The sequence below is a fragment of the Paenibacillus sp. WG02 genome (assembly GCF_055396115.1).
In genome coordinates this window covers 1412501-1432567 of sequence record NZ_AP036016.1, presented here as the reverse complement: position 1 = coordinate 1432567, position 20067 = coordinate 1412501, and the positions used below count along the sequence as shown (strand labels likewise).

Here is a 20067-nt window from a genome sequence, read left to right as displayed (position 1 = left end):
CTCCATAGATGTCTATGGAAGCTGTAAATGTCTATTAATTTTAAAATCGCCAGTAAGCTTTTTCACTTAATCGGGTGAAAAATCCTCTTACTTCCTTGTAAATGATACTTTGTGAAATAAAGGTATGAACCTCGATCCGTTTCAAGAATGTCAGCAATCGAAACCCGCTCCAGCTGTACGCTGCAAGCCCAGCCAAAAAGTAACTAAACCCATAATAATCGAAGCCCAGAGGCAGTAGTGCAAAAGTTAATATCACATTAAAAGTGAAATAGATTCCCCCAGTAATGACTGCCCCTTTACGATCTTCGAAATACAGCATGATTAAGATATTAATGAGCATGATGGAATTCATCAGTGCTCCTAGCGCACACATCTTAAAAATGTCGATTACGGTTTCTTGTAAGCCAAGCCTTTCTAAGAGCATATGACTGATTAAAATGATAAATAGCGTCAATAGGCCTTGCAGCTTCGTCAAACGATACAATTCACGCCAGAGAACCTCGACCATTCGCGTCTTCGCCTTGGTGATCATCTCCAGCGTTCCGCCATGGGTCACATAGCCGTAGAACGTTTTGTATTTATCATAAAATTGCGTTTCTACGGAAACGACGAACAGAACGAGTGACGGAATGATCGTCAAATTTGCCAAAAAGACAGGAGTATCATAGATCGGGCTATACATAAACGTTTCCTCGATCCGAACACCTGATGGTCCTAACCAAATGATGATGTTATGCATCCAGACGCCCATGTTGTAAAGAAATCCGATCCAAAGGAGCGAAGGATATTTATCGACATAATGCAAAAAACCATAGGGATTAGACGCTTCTTTAGCCGGAAATGAGCGCAGCAGTACAAATACCAGCATGCTCATGGTAAGTAGAATACCACAGCTGAAACCCAATAAAATGTTGGTCGCCTGCTCATGTTGCTCGAAGGCAATAGGGTACCTCTGCAGAATAATCACACCGATAATCGAAACCAAACCACCTGCCAAAAATGAATAAGAAATAATCTTATAATCCTTAGCCGCGGTTAAAAAGACCATGGCCAGCCAAATTTGCCCAACCATGAAAAATAATAAAACGCTCGTCACTTTATAAACCATGGATAACGGCGACGACCAATAAAAAATCACAGCAATAATGAGCGAAATACCGAGGATGACCCTGCTTATCCCAACATAGGTAGGTGTGACGACCTCTAGACGATTTTGAAAAAAATGATCGGCCAAATACCTTGTAACACTTAGCTGCCAGCCCCCGGAAAGGATTTGCGAGAAAATGAAACAATACGATACCGTAACAATAAACAATTGACGCTGAGCGTCATCTATATGACCAAAGTGAACAAGCATAAAGTTAATCAGGGCAATACTGCCGACAGATACCATCCAAGGACCAGCAGCAATGAAAGAAGCATAGGCATAAGCCCGAACTCTTAGTGTAAGATAGTCATCGCGGAACAACTTCTGCAGGGTAAATCCGATTCCCGCCATTAGGTAACCACCTCATCGTATAACTGCCGGTAAGCATCAATAAAATGATCAATCTGATAATAGGCTTCCACCCGATTGCGTCCTACTTGTCCCATATACGTACGCTCTTCCGGGAGTGTATACATTTTCACCATAGCCTCAGACATCGCTTTTGGATTAACAGGAGGAACGACATAGCCGGCTATTCCGACATCGTGCTCATCCTTCCCCTCCAGCAGCTCGCGGCAGCTGCCTACCTCCGTACAGATCCATGGTATTCCTGCGGCCATTCCTTCCAGAACGGCAAGGGGCTGACCTTCACTAATCGAGCTCAATATGAGTACATCAATCTTGGGCAGATATTCGTCAATCGCTACTTTCCCCAAAAAGGTAACGATCTCCTCCAAATGGAGATTGCGGGTTAAGGCTATGCATTCCTGATAGTAATCAGGATCTTCGTCCTTAGGCCCCATAATCCAAAGACGCATGTCAGGGATGTCATGACTGGCAAGCCGAACAGCATAGAGCATCGTCTTAATATCCTTAATGGGTACTAGACGCACTAAGGCTCCGAAAACTATCCCTCCACTGGAAGTACTCGTTTGCCTTGGAAGCACTGATAATCTATGATAATCAATGCCATTGGGGATAATCATAGCTTTATCAGCATGTAGTCCGAGCTCAAGCTGAGTTTGATGGGTACCTTGATAAAGAGAAATGGTTCGGTCAGCCGTGTGATAAGCACCCTTGGACATATGGTAGAAATATGCGATCCATCTTTTTTTGAAGGGCGGATCTACCCACGCTGATTTCAAAATTTCTTCTTCCCGTTCACGTGCATATACACCATGCTCTGTAAGCAAGAATGGCTTCTTATGCTTCATTCTCAGATAGGTGCCGATCAAGCCAGCATATCCGGTTGAAACCGCATGATACACATCGGCCATCGGATAGGACATCTGCAGCAGATAAATGGCGGGGAGGTACATGGATCTCCACGTCCAGAAATAGCTATTAAACGAATGATTCGGCATTTCTTGCTCATAGGAAGCAACCAGGAAATCCCAAAACATTTCACTTTTCATAAAGGTGATCGGATTTCCCAGCTTTTTAGGATCAGCAATGCAGGGAATCGATTGCTCGGAATTTTTTTGAAAAGCAAACCAATCCAGACAAGATGCAGCTTCATTCTTGGTTAATCGCGGAGGCTTCCCCTCCTCTAGATTCAAGTAGTCCATCATGAAAACATCATGAATGCCTGAAATATTCGGCGGAAGCTTGTATTTATAGCTTGAGGCCTCTTGACGAGATGAAGAAATCGCAATGATTTCAAATTCATGCTCTGGCATTGCCGAGACCAACATCTGAATCCAATTCGCTACCCCACCTGACACGTAAGGGTAACTTCCTTCCACTAACAATGCGATTTTCATGGCTTCATTTCCTTCAATTGTAGGGTCACAGTAGGTTGACGAGCCTCCAAATGCCAAAGTCCGTCAGTATGTTCCATACGTGTCAGCACACCAGCTTCCTTGGGAATCTCCGGTGTTCGGTTAGCTGGCACACGAACGGTGTAATGCATGGGGACCAGCTCATCCTTGGTCGTAATCGTTATTACGTCTTGGCTGTAATGAACGTCGACCTTCCCAGCCGAGTAAATACTAAGTTTTTTCACGGCGTCCCTAACCGTTAAAGGTTGAAGATACGAATAGCTTTTACCCAGCGACGCCATCCAGGCTTCGAATTGCTGACTCAAAAACTTCCATCCTTTTCCTGAGGAACGTTTGATATCGAGTGCATCATCCGGATGTACAAAGTGATTCACCAGACCAAAATTAGCAATAACATCATTTACGTAAAACTTCATGCTGTCGTCCAGCCAGTAACCGGATAATATCCGGGGGAAATTCGTGAATTGTGGAAATTCACTGTCCACCCCAAATTCCTGTTCCAGAAAGCCCTCTTCTTCTCCCGCATAATACAGGGAAGCGATGATATCAATGGAGGGTACCGCTTCAGCGATCGCTGCCTTCCCCGTCTTGTTCAACACGTTGGACGGAGGCACATAGGTCTTCAACTCATGCCCGGGAAACAAGCTGTTCGCGAGCTCGACCATGCGCTGAAGACTTTCGACCATGGATGCTTTATCGGGCCAAGGAACATAGCCAAGATTACTGTTAATTGGCTCCTCTGGCGTGACAAGGGATTGATGATTATAGCCATGCACACCAATCTCTCCACCCAGACCCAGCAGCTTACTGCCAAAATAAGGCATGATCTTCGGATAGTTCCCCAGCAGTGTTGGGAGAGGCGAACTCGTCTGGTTCTGATAATTCCCAATCATGAGGCCTGTATACTTCCACCCATAAAGCTTCGCGAATCGAGCCATATCCTCCCACCAAATCCGTTCATAGAATTCAGGTGTGCTAAGCCCATACTCCTGACGAATAAGCGGATTAACAACAAGCGGAACGGGGGACGGGAAATCGTCAATATTCAGACTTCGTATGGCCACTTGTGAGGTAACGAGACTGTCTAGAGCAAGGCCAATGGATTGGACCATAAGCCCTCGACCTACCTTCTGGATACTGCTGGTTGAGTTCCAGAATACGACGCTCCCCTGCCCATAGTTATTTTTCCAAAGCATAGGTGTCCCTTCGGCTGATAAATACATGTTAACCTGCGGCTTAAGCTTAATATCCAACATACTGTTAGAAAATAGCTCGTTGCTAGCTGGAAGATTAGGATAGCCGGGGAATACGGTTTGGTTGACTTCTATGCCGTGAATCGTTCTTTCAATGAATCCGTTATTACTTTCTATCCCAAGTATGTCATTCCATTCCGGAGCATAAAACCGCGTATAGGCAAGAAGTCGGCCGCCTTCATTCAAATAGGACTGGATAACGGTTTGATCCAGCTCGCTTATATCTTCACCAGTAAGTAGAATGACAGTCCAGGGGTTTGGTTTAATTGTCCTCAATTCATCAGCTGTTATGGAATCCGCATGCAATTTGGCAAGCCCTAGTGCTGTCTGTAGGTTGACTTTGACCTTATTGCCTACTGAATCCTTAGGATTTGTATACATATACAGGCTGAGCTTATCACCTGTTGCGGATGATTGGACCGAGCTCTTTACTGGAAACTGTGCCTCTTGATACACATTTCTTGCGGAGGATAAAGGAAACAAGTCAACAGTTCGTATGGTTTGCAGCCCGACACCGAGCAGCAGCACACTAACGATAACGCATGTAAAGATGATCAGCTTGCGGGACACCTTGTTCCTTCAGCTCCTTCCAAAATTGGATCGCAGGCAGATGCTCGTCTGGAACCTCAATGCTGCTGTCCAACCATTGCTGTGCAAATAGACTAAGTTCATTTAGTTTTCCTTCTGCATACATTTTTTCTGCTTGAGTTAAATAAATCAGAAAGCGATAATCTCCTACATGGGAAAGCTGTTCAGCGTAGCGGATGGCCGTCTGATAATCCTTTTCCATTCGCGCCAGATGACATAGCTCTACGATAAATCGAGGCTCATCGGGAAATTGCGAAAGTCCCCGTCCTATCCATTGTTTGAACGTTTGCCTAACTTCCATAGCAAGCTCTTCCGTCAATAAATGACTTCCCAAATATAATCGGTAGGTTTCCAATAATTCTTTCCATGTCTCCCAGCTTTTATCGTCCTGCTGCAGAAGCAAGGTCCATTTCTTGATACTTCGTATATATTGCTCATTTAAATAGTTCAAGCTAGTCGCTGCATAATGAACCACCTCGGGATCCTCATTGCGCAGGGCTTCGTTAAATAACTGCACTTTATTATTTCCTTCATATTGGAGGAGGGAAAATAAAGCCTCCTTCTTGCCTAAAGGCTCGCCTGACATCAGAATTTCCCTGAATGGCAGACGGTTCGATTCCGCTTCCACATTAATATGATAGCTTTCCATGGATTGCGGAGAATAATAGACGTAGTTCTCATATTCCTCGTAAAAATCGTGCCGAAAGCGAACAAGTAACAAGCCTAAGAAAACCAATGATCCGACCAAGAATCCAACGCCAGGAAAGAAAAGGATGATGGTTTGCACCCAACCGGCACTTAATCGGTCTTCGATTCTGAAGGTGATGATATGGAGCAGCCTATTATAAATAAGTACAAGGACGAGATGGGGCAGCAAGCTAGTCCAATGAAAAGAAAGCCCAATGATCTGCAGTCCATCTAACACTGCAAATAGAAGACTGACTGCCACGGCAAGCCATGCGTGAGGAGAAACATCAAAATGCCGAACATTCCGAGAGACTCTCATTCTGAGACCCTCCTATTGAAACGATTCCTAATCCTGTCTTCAATACGTGATGCCAGATCTGGTGACGTAGCAGGAAGTAAAAATAACAGCTCTCCGCGAAATGAATCGTAGGCCATCGCATCTTCTTCACGCAGCATCTGCTGTGTTAAGCTATTGATTTCGATCAGTGCATCTGTCTCCTCCATTTCGCTAAACTCGATAGGAATCTGCAGCAGCAGGAAATTTTGGGCAAAATCGGTTGCACGTATCGTTTCTTCATTCAATTTGGTGTAGAAATGATCCGGCTTCATGATCCGAGTATTGGGGAAATATCGTTGTTCATTCAACTTCTGTTCCTTCTGGAACGCTTTCACACAGCTCTCGCCCATCCAAGTGAGAATTAGTCGAAACAGATCTATCGTATGCTTGTTCAAGGCAACAAAATCAAGCCCGTTCAAACCAATAATGCCTATAATTTGCTTGTTCTCATCCAGAAGAGGTCCTGCAAGAATGGGGATTTCTGCCGATACTCCCTCCGGTCGCATTTGAATCGTTTTCTCCTTGCATACTTGGGCGTATAAGGATGGTTGATCTAGGAATACGGTGGAAGGATAATGGGTTTCTGCTCCGTAATAGACTTTCAGCCTCAGTACATCACCGCCGGGGCTCATTCGATAGATGACGATGGATCCCGCTTGAATTAAATCTTTGCATAAACGTACAGCATCTGTGAAAATAATTTCCGATTCTTCGGAATCTAATGCCTTGGCAATTTTATAGAGGGTATACATGCTTTCTTGAGCACCGACGACCTTCGTTTCCAAGGCTTTCTTAACAAAGAGCAGATCATGATAGCTGGTATCCATTTTCGCTAGCTGCTGCTTATTGTCCTCAAATTCATCCGCCAGAATGGCATATCGAAAACGTAAATCGGAGGAAACATGACCTACAAATAAAGCGATCCCCCAATAACAGATGAACCATTTCGCCTGATCCCATCGGTCAAACAGTCCATATACATCACCGTTAATCTGAAGGTACGTAAAGATATGCAGCAAGCTGGCTCCAATCGCCGAGGCTGCTCCTATGCGAGTTCCATAGCGGAGCGAAAAGTAAAGTGTCACAAATAAAAATGGATTGGGTGACCAATTCAACCAATCAATGTTGTACACCATATGGATAGTAAATAGAACGGCGAGAAAAAAAGCCAGTTCACACCAGGCTAACCAGCTTCGGTTTTGTCGAAAAATCAATCACGCTTCCTCCAAACTCTAACTATCCAAAGGTTTGATAATAATGGGGTTATTTTTCTTCTTATAAAACTGTTTCAATTGCTCAAAGATATCATCCATTTGAAAAGGCTTAATGATATACTCGTCGGCTCCAGCCATCATAGACTTCGATAATTCGCCGATGGAATGCTTCGCACTCATCAGAAAAATCGGCGTCTTGGCAAAGGATTTGTCCGAGCGAAGCTCACGGCATAGTTCAAATCCAGTTAAATTCGGCATAAGTACATCGGACAGCACAGCGTCCGGTTTCAATTCCTTTATCGATTTTAACGCAACAACAGGGTCATTGAAGGCAGATACCTGGAGACCTCTCACTTCGAATAAATCCTGTAGAATGTGTAGCAGGACATTATCGTCGTCCACGATAGCTAGGTGTTTCATGGCTGTCAACTCCTTACATTTATCTAGCTGCAGATTTCATAATTGACGTATGTGAAAGGATAAGTTTAAATGTTGGTAGGTTATATTTTATCATATAATGAAGCTAATCCAAATTTCAGGAAGGTCAGTGAAAAGCGATGAAGACATCTCAGGTAACAGCTGCCATTATTGTCTCCATGGTCTTTTTTTCTTTCCCATTCAAAAAGCAAGTCCAGGCTTCAAAACCTTTTCAAAACGTAAAAGACTACTCCCTCTACTATGGTGCACCTACGGAACAAGCAATCATTCACTTAAAGTCCAAAGATCTTATCATTATTGAACCTCAATTGTTTTCAAAGGTGCAGATACAAGACATTCAATCCAAAGGCACTATCGTTATAGGTTATATAAGCGTTATGGAAACTCCTTCCTGGAACAGCCTTCGTGTGAAGGAACTGCTGTCTTCGGACTACTTATTGAAGCATGGCGAGCGTGTCCATTTCAAGCAATGGGACTCTTATTTGATGGACTTGCGGCAATTACATTACCGTCAGCTGCTGTTGTCCGAAATCAAAACTTCGATCTCAGACAAAGGCTTGGACGGTATGTTCCTGGATACAGTTGGGGATATCGATGACTGGATTCAAGATGCAGCTACGCAAACCCAAACAAGAGAAGCTTACCGTTCTTTCCTTCAAGACGTGAGCAACCAATACCCCGAGCTTTCCATGATTCAGAATCGCGGCTTTGATACACTCGACTATGCGCTGCCTTATATGGATGGTTTGTTATGGGAGGACTGGAGGGCGAATTGGAAAGAGGACACGTGGATAAGAACAAGAGTGGACAGACTGCGAAAGGAACAAAAGAAGGGCTTGACCATATTTTCGATCCAATTAACGAAAGAGAGCTCCCCTGGAAGAGAAGCCCGCAAACTAAAGTTTTTACATATAGACGCACCTAATGGTTATTCGGAAATAAACAACTAGTTATCCCGGATATTGTTCTTTGTAATAGTCAAAGGTCTCCTGCAAGCCGCTTCTTAATGTATATACCGGACTCCAGTCCAAACCGGCAAGCGCAGCGCGATTATCCAATCGGCTGTGAACGATATCTCCAGCTCGAGCAGGTGCGTAGGAAGGATTGAAGCTCATCCCGCTGATGTCGCACATTTCCTTAAGAAGGACGTTAACACTCGTCTGCTCGTTCCAACTGATATTGTATAACCCATGGCCACCCTTACTCAGTGCGGCCATATTAGCGCGAACGATATCTTTCACATAAATAAAATCTCTCGTTTGCTCTCCGTCACCAAAAATCAAGGGTTGTTTACCTGTTAGAAGCTTATCTACGAAAATGGAGACTACGCCTCCCTCGCCCTTTGGATCCTGTCTAATCCCATATACGTTCGCATAACGCAAAATCGTATAATCCAACTCATAAAGCGAAGAAAAGCTCTCTATATAGTGTTCCGGCGTATGTTTAGAAATACCATAGAAGGATAGCGGCTTTATCGGATGCTTCTCATCAACGCCCAAATATTGCGGGGTTCCATACACGGCTGCGGATGAAGCGTAAATCAGCTTACGTATGCCATGCTCCCTACATTGTTCCAAGACGGCAATGGTTCCGAGAATGTTTATTTTAGCGTCTAGTAAAGGATTAGACAGCGAGGTCTGAACATCGATTTGTGCAGCATGATGAATGACGACTTCTGGGCGTGCAGCGGTGAATGCCTCTGCTAATCCGTTATCTAACAGATCTCCTTGATGGAAAACAGCAAGGGGATTCAAGTTTTCATCACGGCCTGTAGATAAATTATCAAAAATATGTACGTGATGCCCTGAAATGATCAATTGATCAACAATATGTGAAGCGATAAAGCCGGCTCCCCGGTAACTAAAATATTCATCAGCATTCGCCTCCATCACGTTAACGTAAATAAGTTATAAAAAAGATCACTCAACTTGAGTTTTATTATATTATAGATCTCCTGTTTCTAGTTAGAATGAAAATATAACAATTAAAAATAGGGGCTGTCTCAATCATGCACTTTGAGACAGCCCCTTTATTTTTTGATTGACGTGGATTTATTTTTTTACGACTCTGTCATATAAAAAGTCGGCAATATGGACCGCCTCCATGCGATCTTTTTGCCCGTGCTTTTCAATACCCAGCTTCATTTGCAGCAAGCAGCCGGGGTTGCTTGTAACCAGATACTGAGCGGCAGTAGCGTTCACATTTTCCATTTTGTGCTCCAGAATTTGGTTCGCCATAACGGGCTGTGTGACATTATAAATGCCGGCCGATCCACAGCAGGAGCCTGCATCTTTCATTTCTATAAAGGTAACGCTGCCAACCTCTTTCAGGAGCTGTCTGGAAGGATTGCTGCCTTTCATGACATTACGTAGATGACAAGAGTCCTGATACGTAACGCGTGTGGAAGCTTCGCCATCAACAGTCTCTGCGAACTGGAGTGGACGTCCTTGCTCTACAAGAATCGTACTGATGTCCTTGACTCGCGCAGCGAACCAAGTCGAAGCTTCTTTCCATTCCGGCTCCTCATGAAGCAAATGATCATACTCCACTAGAATGGCGCCGCAGCCACCCGCATTGGACACAATATAATCTACGCCGGCCTCTTGGAAGGCGCGAATGTTATTCTTGGCCAAAGCTTTCGCCTGATCACTCTCACCGCTGTGGGCATGAAGGGCCCCGCAGCAATTCTGCGTCTCTGGAATGACCACGTCAAATCCCGCTACAGAAAGCAGTTTGACCGTTTTGATATTCGTTTCGGTAAACAAAACATCCATTAAACAGCCGCGGAACATGCCAACCGTAGCAATCTTTTCCCCTTTTGCCGGAATGTAGGTACCCATTTGCTCTACGATCCCTTTACTGGAAGCGTCCGGCAGTATTTTTTCCATATCGGATAAGTGCTTAGAAAACATCTTTACAGCACCTGTTTTCCTAAAGACGGTTTGCAATCCTGACTTTTTATAGAAATGAAGGCCAGATCCCAATAAACTCATCCTTTTTTGATGGGGGAATAGCTCCTTGAACACCAGCTTGCGTACACCGCTTACCCACCATCTGTGCTGCTTCGTATGCGTCTCAATCGCATCGCGGGCCTGCTCAATTAACTGTCCATATTTCACATCGGCCGGACAGGCTGGTTCACAAGCGCGGCATCCCAAGCAATGGTTCATTTGGTCTTCGAAGCTGATACCTGGCTCCATGATGCCATCCACGGCCGCTTTCATAAGTGAAATTCGTCCGCGAGGGGATTCAGCTTCCACGCCGGTCTCCTTGAATGTCGGGCAAGCTGGCAGACAAAAACCGCAACGCATACAATTGGTTAACTGTTCGTAATCCAGCTTCTGTACTAGTGTTTCTTGAAGTGTTGCTGCTGCGAGCTTAGCCACGATCAATCACCACCCTGCGTCTGGACTCTTTGGCAAACATTTTACCTGGATTTAAAAGATGGTGAGGATCAAAGACTTCCTTAATCCCTTTCATCATGGCGATTCCGGCACTTCCTACCTTCCATTCCAAGAAAGGCGCTTTGACTAAACCAACGCCATGCTCGCCGGTAATCGTTCCCCCCATTCCGATAGCCGCTTCGAATATTTCTTCGAAAGCTAGTTCAACACGATGTATTTCTTCGTGATCCCTCGCATCTGTTGTCGCCGTTGGATGAAGGTTTCCATCTCCTGCATGTCCAAAGGTACAAATTTGCACACGATGCTTCTCGGCTATGCGGTTGATCTCTAAGACCATATCAGCAATCTTAGAGCGTGGTACCGTCGCATCCTCTAATATCGTTGTTGGGCGTAAACGAGCGAGTGCGGTAAAGGCGCTTCTCCTTGCCGTCAACAGCTTCAGAGCTTCCTCCTGATTGCTCGCAATGCTAACTTCATCCGCCAGCTCCTCGCGGCAGATTTCCGAGATCCGTTCGATATCCCGCTCAACGGTTTCCATATCTCCATCCTGCTCGATTAACAAAATAGCAGCCATATCGAGCGGAAGGCCCAATTTGGCGAAATCGTCGACAACACGAATCGTTGGATTATCCATGAATTCTAGGGTAGCCGGAATGATGCGATTTTCAATGATTTTGGATACCGTACGAGCAGCTCCATATAAATCTTTATACATAGCGAGCATCGTTTTCTTATATTTGGGAGGCGGTATTAGCTTAAGCGTTGCTTCGGTAATAACAGCTAAAGTACCCTCCGAGCCAATGAGCAGTTTCGTTAGATCATAGCCAGCTACGTCCTTCATCAGCTTCCCGCCTGTACGCATAATTTCACCTGAAGCTAGGACACATTCTAGTCCGATCACATAATCTTTGGTCGTGCCGTATTTTAAGCCGCGAAGACCTCCGGAGCATTCCGCAATATTTCCGCCTATCGTCGAGATCGACATACTGCTTGGATCTGGTGGATAAAATAAGCCAAGATTTTCAATATGTTCAATGAATTGCTTCGTAATGATACCCGGCTGAACCGTTGCCGTTAAATTTTGCATATCGATGTCGAGTATCGCATTCATGCGATGCATGACCATCACGATGCCCCCTTGAACGGGGACCGTTCCACCGCAAAGATTCGTGCCTGAACCTCGGCTGACCAGCGGAATGCGATGCTCATTTAACACCTTCATAATCGCAGATACCTGCGCCGTGTCTTTGGGATAGATCACACCATCAGGCAGCGCTTGGAGCATAGGTGTTCCATCGTAAGAATGCGTGACAAGCGATTCCATATCATCTTTGAAAAATGCTTCGCCTACAATATCCTGCAGTTTTTGTCTTACTCGGCTATCCAGCATAAATACCTCCCGTGGGACTACTCATTTATTTCAACACAATTGATCATGTGATCAGATGACTTTTTTTCTATTTTAACTTATGATTGAATAGATGTATAGATACTTCATGGGGGAATTATATGACATTTCAGCAGATTCGACCGCAAAAGGGCTCCGAAATCGTGCTTCAGCAAATTAAAATGCAAATCGAGACCGGAACTTATGCACCAGGTTCGAAACTTCCAACCGTCGTGGAGCTTGCAGCTAGCTTTCAGGTTGGCCGTTCTACGGTTAGAGAAGCACTTAGCGGATTAAAGGCAATGGGGTGGGTAGATATTCGGCATGGTGGAGGCACCTTCGTTACGAACCCTTTGCCGATAGACAGCAGCAGCCTCTTCGATCAGGGCCAAACGCTGCAGGAAGTGCAGGAGGTGCGAAGATTCATAGAGGTGGGTTGTGCTTCGTTAGCCGCAAGTCGCCGTACAGAAGAGAATTTGACGGCACTTAGGCAGATCCTCAGCACGATGGAAGCTTCATTTGAAAACGAAGAAGAAAGCGAGCAAGTCGACATTCGCTTTCACCTAGAGATCGCCAAAGCCTCCCACAATTCCCTCTTGATTGGGATGATGGAGTCATTAACCGAACGGTTGCAGCTAAGTATGAAGGCTTCTCGCCGTCTATGGTTTTTTGCTGAACGAGCTTCCGCTGAGAAGTTATTTCAGGAACATCGTGACATCGTCGATGCGATTGAGATGAAAGATGAGCAGCTTGCAGCGGAAAAGATGTCGCAGCATATTCATAAAGTGGACCAAGTGATTCAAAAGCTTGCTAAGATATCTACGGATACATTCTGAGAAACTAGACTAAGTCAGCCACTTCAATGGCTGTCAGCACAATACCGCACAGCTTCAGTACTGCTGCTGTGCGCTCCTAAGCCCTCGTGATTTCGCTTCTTTTAAACTCTTCACGCCCTCCCTAAAATCAAAAGAATCTAAGGCAGAGCTAACTTGCCCATTATCGTAGGACGCTCAGCTCCGGTAGCGGATGGCAGATTATTGGGCACGCCATGAATCCAATCGTTGCCTAGCAAGGCAAAGAGGACAGCTTCTTTGGCATCACCTGATAAGCCAAGTTCATCCGAGGTAAGAACGATTTGCTCTGGAAGCATCTCTCGGAGCAGCCGGAGCAGCGTCTGATTATGTGCCCCGCCGCCGCTAACAATCACTTCCGCAATGTTATACTCCGGAAAAACGAAGTCCTTGTAAGCGCGGGCGATGGAATGCGCGGTAAAAGATGTCGCTGTCGCGACGATGTCTTCGGGAGGTAATCCTCGCTCAAGAGCAGCCGCCAAATAAGAAGCGGCATAATCTTTACCAAAGAGCTCCCGCCCCGTTGTTTTGGGCGGAGGGAGTTTGAAATAAGGATGCGCCAGCATGCTATTAAGCAGCTCAGTATTTACACAGCCGTTTGAGGCCCACTCGCCGTTCGCATCATAAGTCAACCGGCCTTGTGAAAGTTCAAAGACAACTTGATCCATAATCATATTGCCTGGTCCCGTATCAAAGGCGATAAGACGATGAGCTTCGGTCGATGCGGAGGCAGGAATCGCGGTGCAATTGCCAATCCCGCCGATATTTTGGAGAATACGCCCCTTCTCCTCGTGGCAGAACAGAATAAAGTCCCCGTATGGCGCAAGCGGTGCACCTTGACCGCCAACCGCCATATCCGCTGTTCGGAAATCGCCAACCACAGGTCTTCCCGTCCGCTTAGCGAGGACGGATAAATCACCGATTTGCAGGGTTGATTTCGGCAGAAAAGGATTAGCTTCATCCGCGATTGGAATGTGCCATACGGTCTGACCATGAGAGCTGATCAGATCAATATGCTCCATGGGAATGTTAGCCGCTGCCGCCGCACGTAACACTGCATCGGCAAAACGTTCTGCTATCGCGAAGTTCATCCCGCATAGTAACGACACATCGGAATGTTCGATGGAACATAATTCTTTAAGCTTTTCCCGTAACTCATCTTCATAGGCGAAGCTCTCAAAGTGGAGCACCACCACCTTCGCGTCAACGCCGCAGCCATCAATCCGAACAAGCGCGACGTCAATGCCGTCTAGGGAAGTACCTGACATGATTCCAGCTACCGTCAGAGAAGTTTGATTCAATAAGGAGCGCAGCATCACAAACCACTCTCCCATTTCCATCCGGCAGGATAGTCAAGACCGAGCGAGACCGGCAGCCTGCCTTGCGGAGTAAGCTGACCTAGCAAGCATTTAGCCGCACTTTGCAGGGCAAGCGGCCGGCTTTCATAAGCCGCGACGAAGGTTGAAATCTCCGGCAGCTCCAGCAAATCGTACGGCACTCGGAGTGCGACGACGACAAGCGGCTTGCCGAGCGCCTGCAGGGCACGCACCAGCTCGACCTGCGCGGGATGGAATCGGGCGTTGTACGTCCCGATGACGATCTGCTCCGCCTGCTGCGCCTCGGCGAGCAGCCCAGCGCTGCTCGCTGCCACCTCCGGCAGCGGCAGCACGCGATCGAGCACGTCTAAGCCGTGCTCGGCCAGCGCAGCCCCCAAGCTCGCGGGGCCCGCGTATGTTTCGTCGACTCCCGACGAAACGGCTGCGGCCACGGTGACCGCGAGCGTCTTCACCCGCTTCAGCGGGAGCAGCTTCTGCTCGTCTTTGACGAGCGTGATGCTCGCCTCGCTGAGGCGCTGGGCGACCGCGCGGTGCGCCGCGGTCCCGACCTCTTGCGCGGCCGCTGCACTTGGCCGCGTTTCAAACAAGCCGCGCCGCTCCTTGAGCGCGAGCAAACGGGCGACAGAAGCGTCAATACGCGCTTCGGTCATTCGCCCTTCGCGCACCGCGCGCTCCAGCGCGGTGATCGCCGCGAGCTGGCGGTCGCGGCTGTGGCTGATCAGCACGAGATCAGCCCCCGCTTCGACCGCCATGACAGCCGCCCGCGCTGTGCCGTAATGCTCGGAGATCGCGTTCATTTCCATGCAATCGGTCATGATAACTCCCTCAAAGCCGAGCTCCTCACGGAGGAGTCCAGTAAGCACCGACTTTGAAAGAGTGACGGGCAGCTTAGCCGATTCTAAAGCGGGGAAATAAATGTGCGCCGACATAATAGCATCCACGCCGTTTTTGATCGATTCAACGAAAGGCACCAATTCAACCGCACGAATACGCGCTTCTGAATGCTCGATCGTTGGTAAATCCAGATGCGAATCCACATTCGTATCGCCATGACCTGGGAAATGCTTGGCCGTTGCAACGACTCCAGCATCCTGGTAACCTTGCACCGACTGTCTTCCAAATTCAGCGACAAGTTCCGGAGACTCCCCGAATGATCGAACGCCGATCACGGGGTTATCCGGATTATTATTCACATCCAAAACCGGGGCGAAGTTCATATTAACGCCCAGTGTTCGCAATTCCTGCCCTGAGATAAAGCACGCCTCATAAGCAGACTTTGAATCTTCACTCGCTTCAAAAGCTCCCGCAGCTAGTGCCATCTGCCCTGGCATTAGCGCCACGCCTTCCGTCAAACGAGCCACCATGCCGCCCTCTTGATCGATGGATATCCATAACGGCAGATTCTGAGACCGCTTTGCAACTTGTTGAAGCTGCTCGGATAACTGAGCAACTTGATGTGTATCCTGTACATTGCGAGCGAAGTAAATGACCCCGCCAATGTGGTTTTGTTCAATAAAGTTCTCCAGATCTTCCGTCATGCCTGTGCCTTCAAATCCACAAAGGATCATCTGACCGATTTTTTGCCGAAGCGTCCATTCACTGAGGTCTGTATGGCTCCTGCTCATGCTACTTTTACTCATTTCTTTAAATAACTCCCCTCGTAAAGCCAAAATGATTTCCGCAGCTCCAAGCTGTCATGTAAGTGTTTACAAAGTGAAGCGAATACCTATTATTATAGGAATTATAAAATAATATTTCAATATAAATATATAATATGAAATTTTATTTTAAAAATGTACGTTGAACCGAGAAGAATAAAAAAAGACAGCTTACGCCATTCTTGGTTATTTTGTGTAGGTTGATGCAGCTCAAATTACGTATTTGTTTAAACATTTGCTTGCTAGTTCGTGTAATGTTGTATTTTCTCAACTTTAGACAGGAAAATCCACGTTTTTCCCGCGATTGTTGTAAAAAATACAACAATACTAGCCAAAATTAGCTCTATGACACGGAAATAGGATAAATTGTTGTACAGCCTCAGCGTACAACATCTGGAGCTTTCATAGAAGAAATCAAGCAAATTGTTGCACAAAGTACAACTTCGCGAAACCTGGGCGCGATTGAATGGCTATTTCTCCATTTCTTCAAAAAACCAACAAACACAAGCTAGGAAACGAAACACTTAGATCAAAAAAATCAGAATAAAGCACCAGAAAACAAGCATCAGAAAAAGTTAGCCAGCTACCGAGACAAATGCTTATGTGTATATCCATATTCTCTCTCAAACAACAAAGGGGTCCCGGGATTCGCGTGTGTTAAGTCAAAAAACATCCAGAACACATAGTCACTTACCCGTATGTTTATGTATCCCCCCACAATCTCACACAACTCAGTAAAATCAATAGCTAACCATGCCAAATAAGCGGAAGCTTAAACCTCCCACCAAACCAATTACAGAAAAAAATCATCATTCGGGTGATGAAGCGCAACCACTTATCCCCACCTTTTTGCCACCTTTTCCACAGACTGCGAAAATCATAATTTCCTATACAACAAAAAAAGTGGTTGATCAGGAAAACTTCCTGTTCAACCACTTTACTTTGTCATACGATACCGGCAAGAGGACTCGAACCTCCACCCTTTCGGACTCGATTTTGAGTCGAGCGCGTCTGCCATTCCGCCATGCCGGCTTATGTGGCGCGCCTTGATGTGTTAAGGCGCGCATGCAATTAAGCTAATGCCGAAGACCGGACTTAACCGGTACGGTAGTCACCTACCGCAGGATTTTAAGTCCTGTGCGTCTGCCGATTCCGCCACTCCGGCTTAATTGAAAGCTCCGAACTGGAAGTAACTAAATTCCATTCCAGCTCGTCACTTTTGGATGCGCGTAGAGGGACTTGAACCCCCACGGTCACCCGCTAGATCCTAAGTCTAGTGCGTCTGCCAATTCCGCCATACGCGCATGCTGTAAAGAAGGCATTAAATGGTGAGTCATGTAGGATTCGAACCTACGACACCCTGATTAAAAGTCAGGTGCTCTACCAACTGAGCTAATGACTCATGAAAATAATGGGCGGACGACGGGACTTGAACCCGCGAATGCTGGATCCACAAACCAGTGCGTTAACCCCTTCGCCACGACCGCCATATGAATAAGATTTGCTGTGCCCCGTAAAAGTAATCAGCGTTACTACAACGCTTCACTTCACTTTTATAGGTATTGTGGTGCCGTCGAGAGGACTTGAACCCCCAACCTACTGATTACAAGTCAGTTGCTCTACCAGTTGAGCTACAACGGCATATTAAGTTTGTAAAAATGGTGGCTCGGGACGGAATCGAACCGCCGACACGAGGATTTTCAGTCCTCTGCTCTACCGACTGAGCTACCGAGCCTTACTTAATTTTGAAAAAATGGCGGAGCTGACGGGATTCGAACCCGCGGTCTCCTGCGTGACAGGCAGGCATGTTAGGCCACTACACCACAGCTCCAAAGTATACGTAAAATGGTGAACGCTGACGGGATCGAACCGCCGACCCCTACCCTGTCAAGGTAGTGCTCTCCCAGCTGAGCTAAGCGTTCATGATAATGACCCGTAGGGGACTCGAACCCCTGTTACCTCCGTGAAAGGGAGGTGTCTTAACCACTTGACCAACGGGCCTTATTTCCCCATGAAGGGGGTGGCAAAAAAAATACCCAACTAGTGGGTACTGCTTGGCAACGTTCTACTCTCCCAGAACCCTGCGGTTCAAGTACCATCGACGCTGGAGGGCTTAACGGTCGTGTTCGAGATGGGAACGCGTGGGTCCCCTCCGCCATCATCACCAAACAGTCAAAGCGTGGTTTGCGCCTTGAAAACTAGATACGAAACTTGCGTAAAGGTTTGAATTGCTTAGGTTTTCTGGGCTCCAATCAAGTATTCGGAATTCGCTACAAAGCTTATCTTCACTTGGTTGGGAATTGGTTAAGCCCTCGACCGATTAGTATTCGTCAGCTGCATGCATTGCTGCACTTCCACCTCGAACCTATCAACCTCGTCGTCTACAAGGGGTCTTACATACTGGGAAATCTCATCTTGAGGGGGGCTTCGCGCTTAGATGCTTTCAGCGCTTATCCCCTCCGTACATAGCTACCCAGCGATGCCTCTGGCGAGACAACTGGTACACCAGCGGTACGTCCATCCCGGTCCTCTCGTACTAAGGACAGCTCCTCTCAAATTTCCTACGCCCGCGACAGATAGGGACCGAACTGTCTCACGACGTTCTGAACCCAGCTCGCGTACCGCTTTAATGGGCGAACAGCCCAACCCTTGGGACCTACTTCAGCCCCAGGATGCGATGAGCCGACATCGAGGTGCCAAACCTCCCCGTCGATGTGGACTCTTGGGGGAGATAAGCCTGTTATCCCCAGGGTAGCTTTTATCCGTTGAGCGATGGCCCTTCCATTCGGTACCACCGGATCACTAAGTCCGACTTTCGTCCCTGCTCGACTTGTAGGTCTCGCAGTCAAGCTCCCTTATGCCTTTGCACTCTGCGAATGATTTCCAACCATTCTGAGGGAACCTTTAAACGCCTCCGTTACATTTTAGGAGGCGACCGCCCCAGTCAAACTGCCCACCTGACACTGTCCCCATACCGGATTACGGTACCAGGTTAGAACTCCGATACGATCAGGGTGGTATCCCAACGGCGCCTCCACCCAAACTGGCGCTCAGGCTTCAAAGGCTCCCACCTATCCTGTACAGATCGTACCAAAGTCCAATATCAAGCTGCAGTAAAGCTCCATGGGGTCTTTCCGTCTTGTCGCGGGTAACCTGCATCTTCACAGGTATTAAAATTTCACCGGATCTCTCGTTGAGACAGCGCCCAAGTCGTTACGCCATTCGTGCGGGTCAGAATTTACCTGACAAGGAATTTCGCTACCTTAGGACCGTTATAGTTACGGCCGCCGTTTACTGGGGCTTCAATTCATAGCTTCGGGTTGCCCCTAACCACTCCTCTTAACCTTCCAGCACCGGGCAGGCGTCAGCCCGTATACTTCGCCTTGCGGCTTCGCACAGACCTGTGTTTTTGCTAAACAGTCGCTTGGGCCTTTTCACTGCGGCCCCCTCGGGCTATTCACCCTACCGAGGCACCCCTTCTCCCGAAGTTACGGGGTCATTTTGCCGAGTTCCTTAACGAGAGTTCTTCCGCGCGCCTTAGAATTCTCTTCTCACCCACCTGTGTCGGTTTGCGGTACGGGCACCTTCGCCTGGCTAGAAGCTTTTCTTGGCAGTGTGAACTCATGACCTTCGGTACTTAAAGTTTCCCTCCCCATCACAGCCCAGCCTTACGGTTAGCGGATTTGCCTACTAACCAGCCTCACTGCTTGGACGAGCATCCATCAGCTCGCGTCACTATCCTTCTGCGTCACTCCATCGCTCATAACGGCTACGGTGGTACAGGAATTTCCACCTGTTGTCCATCGACTACGCCTTTCGGCCTCGCCTTAGGTCCCGACTTACCCTGAGCGGACGAGCCTTCCTCAGGAACCCTTAGGTTTTCGGCGGATCAGATTCTCACTGATCTTTTCGTTACTTATACCGGCATTCTCACTTGTATGCGCTCCACCTGTCCTTACGGTCAGAATTCAACGTACATACAACG

13 protein-coding genes, 10 tRNA genes and 2 rRNA genes (1 of these 25 running past the window's edge) are annotated in these 20067 nt (G+C 47.1%); 2 read left to right on the top strand and 23 right to left on the bottom strand.

Translation table 11 applies throughout. From position 1 onward, the window contains the following. Positions 1-40: 40 nt before the first annotated feature. The 6 genes from pelG to ACBP55_RS06745 are packed head-to-tail and all read right to left on the bottom strand — an operon-like array spanning position 41 to position 7427. Positions 41-1498 (bottom strand): exopolysaccharide Pel transporter PelG, encoded by a 1458-nt coding sequence (gene pelG / locus ACBP55_RS06770; protein WP_464650628.1) that lies wholly within the window; start codon positions 1496-1498, stop codon positions 41-43. Beyond that, positions 1498-2910 (bottom strand): GT4 family glycosyltransferase PelF, encoded by a 1413-nt coding sequence (pelF, locus tag ACBP55_RS06765; protein ID WP_464650627.1) that lies wholly within the window; start codon positions 2908-2910, stop codon positions 1498-1500. Before pelF ends, pelG begins: the two co-directional genes overlap by 1 nt. Further along, a complete protein-coding gene (locus ACBP55_RS06760; protein WP_464650626.1) occupies positions 2907-4751 on the bottom strand; it encodes a DUF2194 domain-containing protein in 1845 nt (614 codons plus the stop codon). Before ACBP55_RS06760 ends, pelF begins: the two co-directional genes overlap by 4 nt. Further along, positions 4711-5775, bottom strand: a complete 1065-nt coding sequence (locus ACBP55_RS06755) for a tetratricopeptide repeat protein (RefSeq protein WP_464650625.1) — start codon at positions 5773-5775, stop codon at positions 4711-4713. Before ACBP55_RS06755 ends, ACBP55_RS06760 begins: the two co-directional genes overlap by 41 nt. After that, positions 5772-7007 carry a hypothetical protein gene (locus ACBP55_RS06750; protein WP_464650624.1) on the bottom strand — a complete coding sequence of 412 codons (1236 nt, stop codon included), beginning with the start codon at positions 7005-7007 and terminating at the stop codon, positions 5772-5774. Before ACBP55_RS06750 ends, ACBP55_RS06755 begins: the two co-directional genes overlap by 4 nt. 18 nt (positions 7008-7025) lie before the next feature. Next, positions 7026-7427 carry a response regulator gene (locus tag ACBP55_RS06745; RefSeq protein ID WP_173192799.1) on the bottom strand — a complete coding sequence of 134 codons (402 nt, stop codon included), beginning with the start codon at positions 7425-7427 and terminating at the stop codon, positions 7026-7028. A 137-nt stretch (positions 7428-7564) separates the two neighbouring features. On the opposite strand from ACBP55_RS06745, the gene ACBP55_RS06740 reads away from it, so the two are divergent. After that, the gene (locus tag ACBP55_RS06740) at positions 7565-8395 is read left to right on the top strand and encodes an endo alpha-1,4 polygalactosaminidase (protein WP_464650623.1); all 831 of its coding nucleotides are present in this window, start codon (positions 7565-7567) and stop codon (positions 8393-8395) included. On the opposite strand, the gene ACBP55_RS06735 is transcribed toward ACBP55_RS06740, so the two are convergent. The 3 genes from ACBP55_RS06735 to ACBP55_RS06725 all read right to left on the bottom strand — a co-directional run bounded on the left by ACBP55_RS06735 (position 8396) and on the right by ACBP55_RS06725 (position 12239). Further along, a complete protein-coding gene (locus ACBP55_RS06735; RefSeq protein WP_464650622.1) occupies positions 8396-9334 on the bottom strand; it encodes an NAD-dependent epimerase/dehydratase family protein in 939 nt (312 codons plus the stop codon). Positions 9335-9496: 162 nt separating this feature from the next. Continuing rightward, positions 9497-10831 (bottom strand): (Fe-S)-binding protein, encoded by a 1335-nt coding sequence (locus ACBP55_RS06730; RefSeq protein WP_464650621.1) that lies wholly within the window; start codon positions 10829-10831, stop codon positions 9497-9499. Beyond that, the gene (locus ACBP55_RS06725) at positions 10824-12239 is read right to left on the bottom strand and encodes an FAD-linked oxidase C-terminal domain-containing protein (protein ID WP_464650620.1); all 1416 of its coding nucleotides are present in this window, start codon (positions 12237-12239) and stop codon (positions 10824-10826) included. Before ACBP55_RS06725 ends, ACBP55_RS06730 begins: the two co-directional genes overlap by 8 nt. Before the next feature lie 119 nt (positions 12240-12358). On the opposite strand from ACBP55_RS06725, the gene ACBP55_RS06720 reads away from it, so the two are divergent. Further along, positions 12359-13072, top strand: coding sequence for a FadR/GntR family transcriptional regulator (locus ACBP55_RS06720; RefSeq protein ID WP_464650619.1), 714 nt, complete (start codon positions 12359-12361; stop codon positions 13070-13072). A gap of 137 nt (positions 13073-13209) precedes the next feature. Here the strand turns inward: ACBP55_RS06720 and ACBP55_RS06715 are convergent, their stop codons facing one another. From ACBP55_RS06715 to ACBP55_RS06650, 14 genes are all read right to left on the bottom strand, one after another. After that, positions 13210-14403 carry an anhydro-N-acetylmuramic acid kinase gene (locus tag ACBP55_RS06715; protein ID WP_464653251.1) on the bottom strand — a complete coding sequence of 398 codons (1194 nt, stop codon included), beginning with the start codon at positions 14401-14403 and terminating at the stop codon, positions 13210-13212. Beyond that, on the bottom strand, positions 14403-16064 hold the full coding sequence (gene nagZ, locus ACBP55_RS06710; RefSeq protein WP_464650618.1) for a beta-N-acetylhexosaminidase: 1662 nt from the start codon (positions 16062-16064) through the stop codon (positions 14403-14405). Before nagZ ends, ACBP55_RS06715 begins: the two co-directional genes overlap by 1 nt. Before the next feature lie 971 nt (positions 16065-17035). Next, positions 17036-17114 (bottom strand) — tRNA-Leu (locus tag ACBP55_RS06705). A gap of 48 nt (positions 17115-17162) precedes the next feature. After that, positions 17163-17247, bottom strand: a tRNA-Leu gene (locus ACBP55_RS06700). 59 nt (positions 17248-17306) lie between these two features. Next, positions 17307-17386 (bottom strand) — tRNA-Leu (locus ACBP55_RS06695). Between the two features lie 22 nt (positions 17387-17408). After that, positions 17409-17484: transfer RNA gene (locus ACBP55_RS06690), tRNA-Lys, on the bottom strand. A gap of 12 nt (positions 17485-17496) precedes the next feature. After that, positions 17497-17569 (bottom strand) — tRNA-His (locus tag ACBP55_RS06685). A 78-nt stretch (positions 17570-17647) separates the two neighbouring features. Continuing rightward, positions 17648-17723 (bottom strand) — tRNA-Thr (locus ACBP55_RS06680). 18 nt (positions 17724-17741) lie between these two features. Beyond that, a tRNA-Phe gene (locus tag ACBP55_RS06675) sits at positions 17742-17817 on the bottom strand. A 19-nt stretch (positions 17818-17836) separates the two neighbouring features. After that, a tRNA-Asp gene (locus ACBP55_RS06670) sits at positions 17837-17913 on the bottom strand. A 15-nt stretch (positions 17914-17928) separates the two neighbouring features. Continuing rightward, positions 17929-18004: transfer RNA gene (locus ACBP55_RS06665), tRNA-Val, on the bottom strand. A 7-nt stretch (positions 18005-18011) separates the two neighbouring features. Continuing rightward, positions 18012-18083: transfer RNA gene (locus tag ACBP55_RS06660), tRNA-Glu, on the bottom strand. A gap of 51 nt (positions 18084-18134) precedes the next feature. Continuing rightward, positions 18135-18251, bottom strand: a 5S ribosomal RNA gene (rrf, locus tag ACBP55_RS06655). Between the two features lie 131 nt (positions 18252-18382). Further along, positions 18383-20067 (bottom strand): 23S ribosomal RNA (locus ACBP55_RS06650); it runs 1231 nt beyond the window's last position.

Bases quoted from the DNA above. Each gene is read 5' to 3' on its own strand.
- pelG (WP_464650628.1), bottom strand. From the start codon at position 1,498: ATGGCGGGAATCGGATTTACCCTGCAGAAGTTGTTCCGCGATGACTAT.
- pelF (WP_464650627.1), bottom strand. From the start codon at position 2,910: ATGAAAATCGCATTGTTAGTGGAAGGAAGTTACCCTTACGTGTCAGGT.
- ACBP55_RS06755 (WP_464650625.1), bottom strand. From the start codon at position 5,775: ATGAGAGTCTCTCGGAATGTTCGGCATTTTGATGTTTCTCCTCACGCA.
- ACBP55_RS06745 (WP_173192799.1), bottom strand. From the start codon at position 7,427: ATGAAACACCTAGCTATCGTGGACGACGATAATGTCCTGCTACACATT.
- ACBP55_RS06740 (WP_464650623.1), top strand. From the start codon at position 7,565: ATGAAGACATCTCAGGTAACAGCTGCCATTATTGTCTCCATGGTCTTT.
- ACBP55_RS06735 (WP_464650622.1), bottom strand. From the start codon at position 9,334: ATGGAGGCGAATGCTGATGAATATTTTAGTTACCGGGGAGCCGGCTTT.
- ACBP55_RS06725 (WP_464650620.1), bottom strand. From the start codon at position 12,239: ATGCTGGATAGCCGAGTAAGACAAAAACTGCAGGATATTGTAGGCGAA.
- ACBP55_RS06720 (WP_464650619.1), top strand. From the start codon at position 12,359: ATGACATTTCAGCAGATTCGACCGCAAAAGGGCTCCGAAATCGTGCTT.
- ACBP55_RS06715 (WP_464653251.1), bottom strand. From the start codon at position 14,403: ATGCTGCGCTCCTTATTGAATCAAACTTCTCTGACGGTAGCTGGAATC.
- nagZ (WP_464650618.1), bottom strand. From the start codon at position 16,064: ATGAGTAAAAGTAGCATGAGCAGGAGCCATACAGACCTCAGTGAATGG.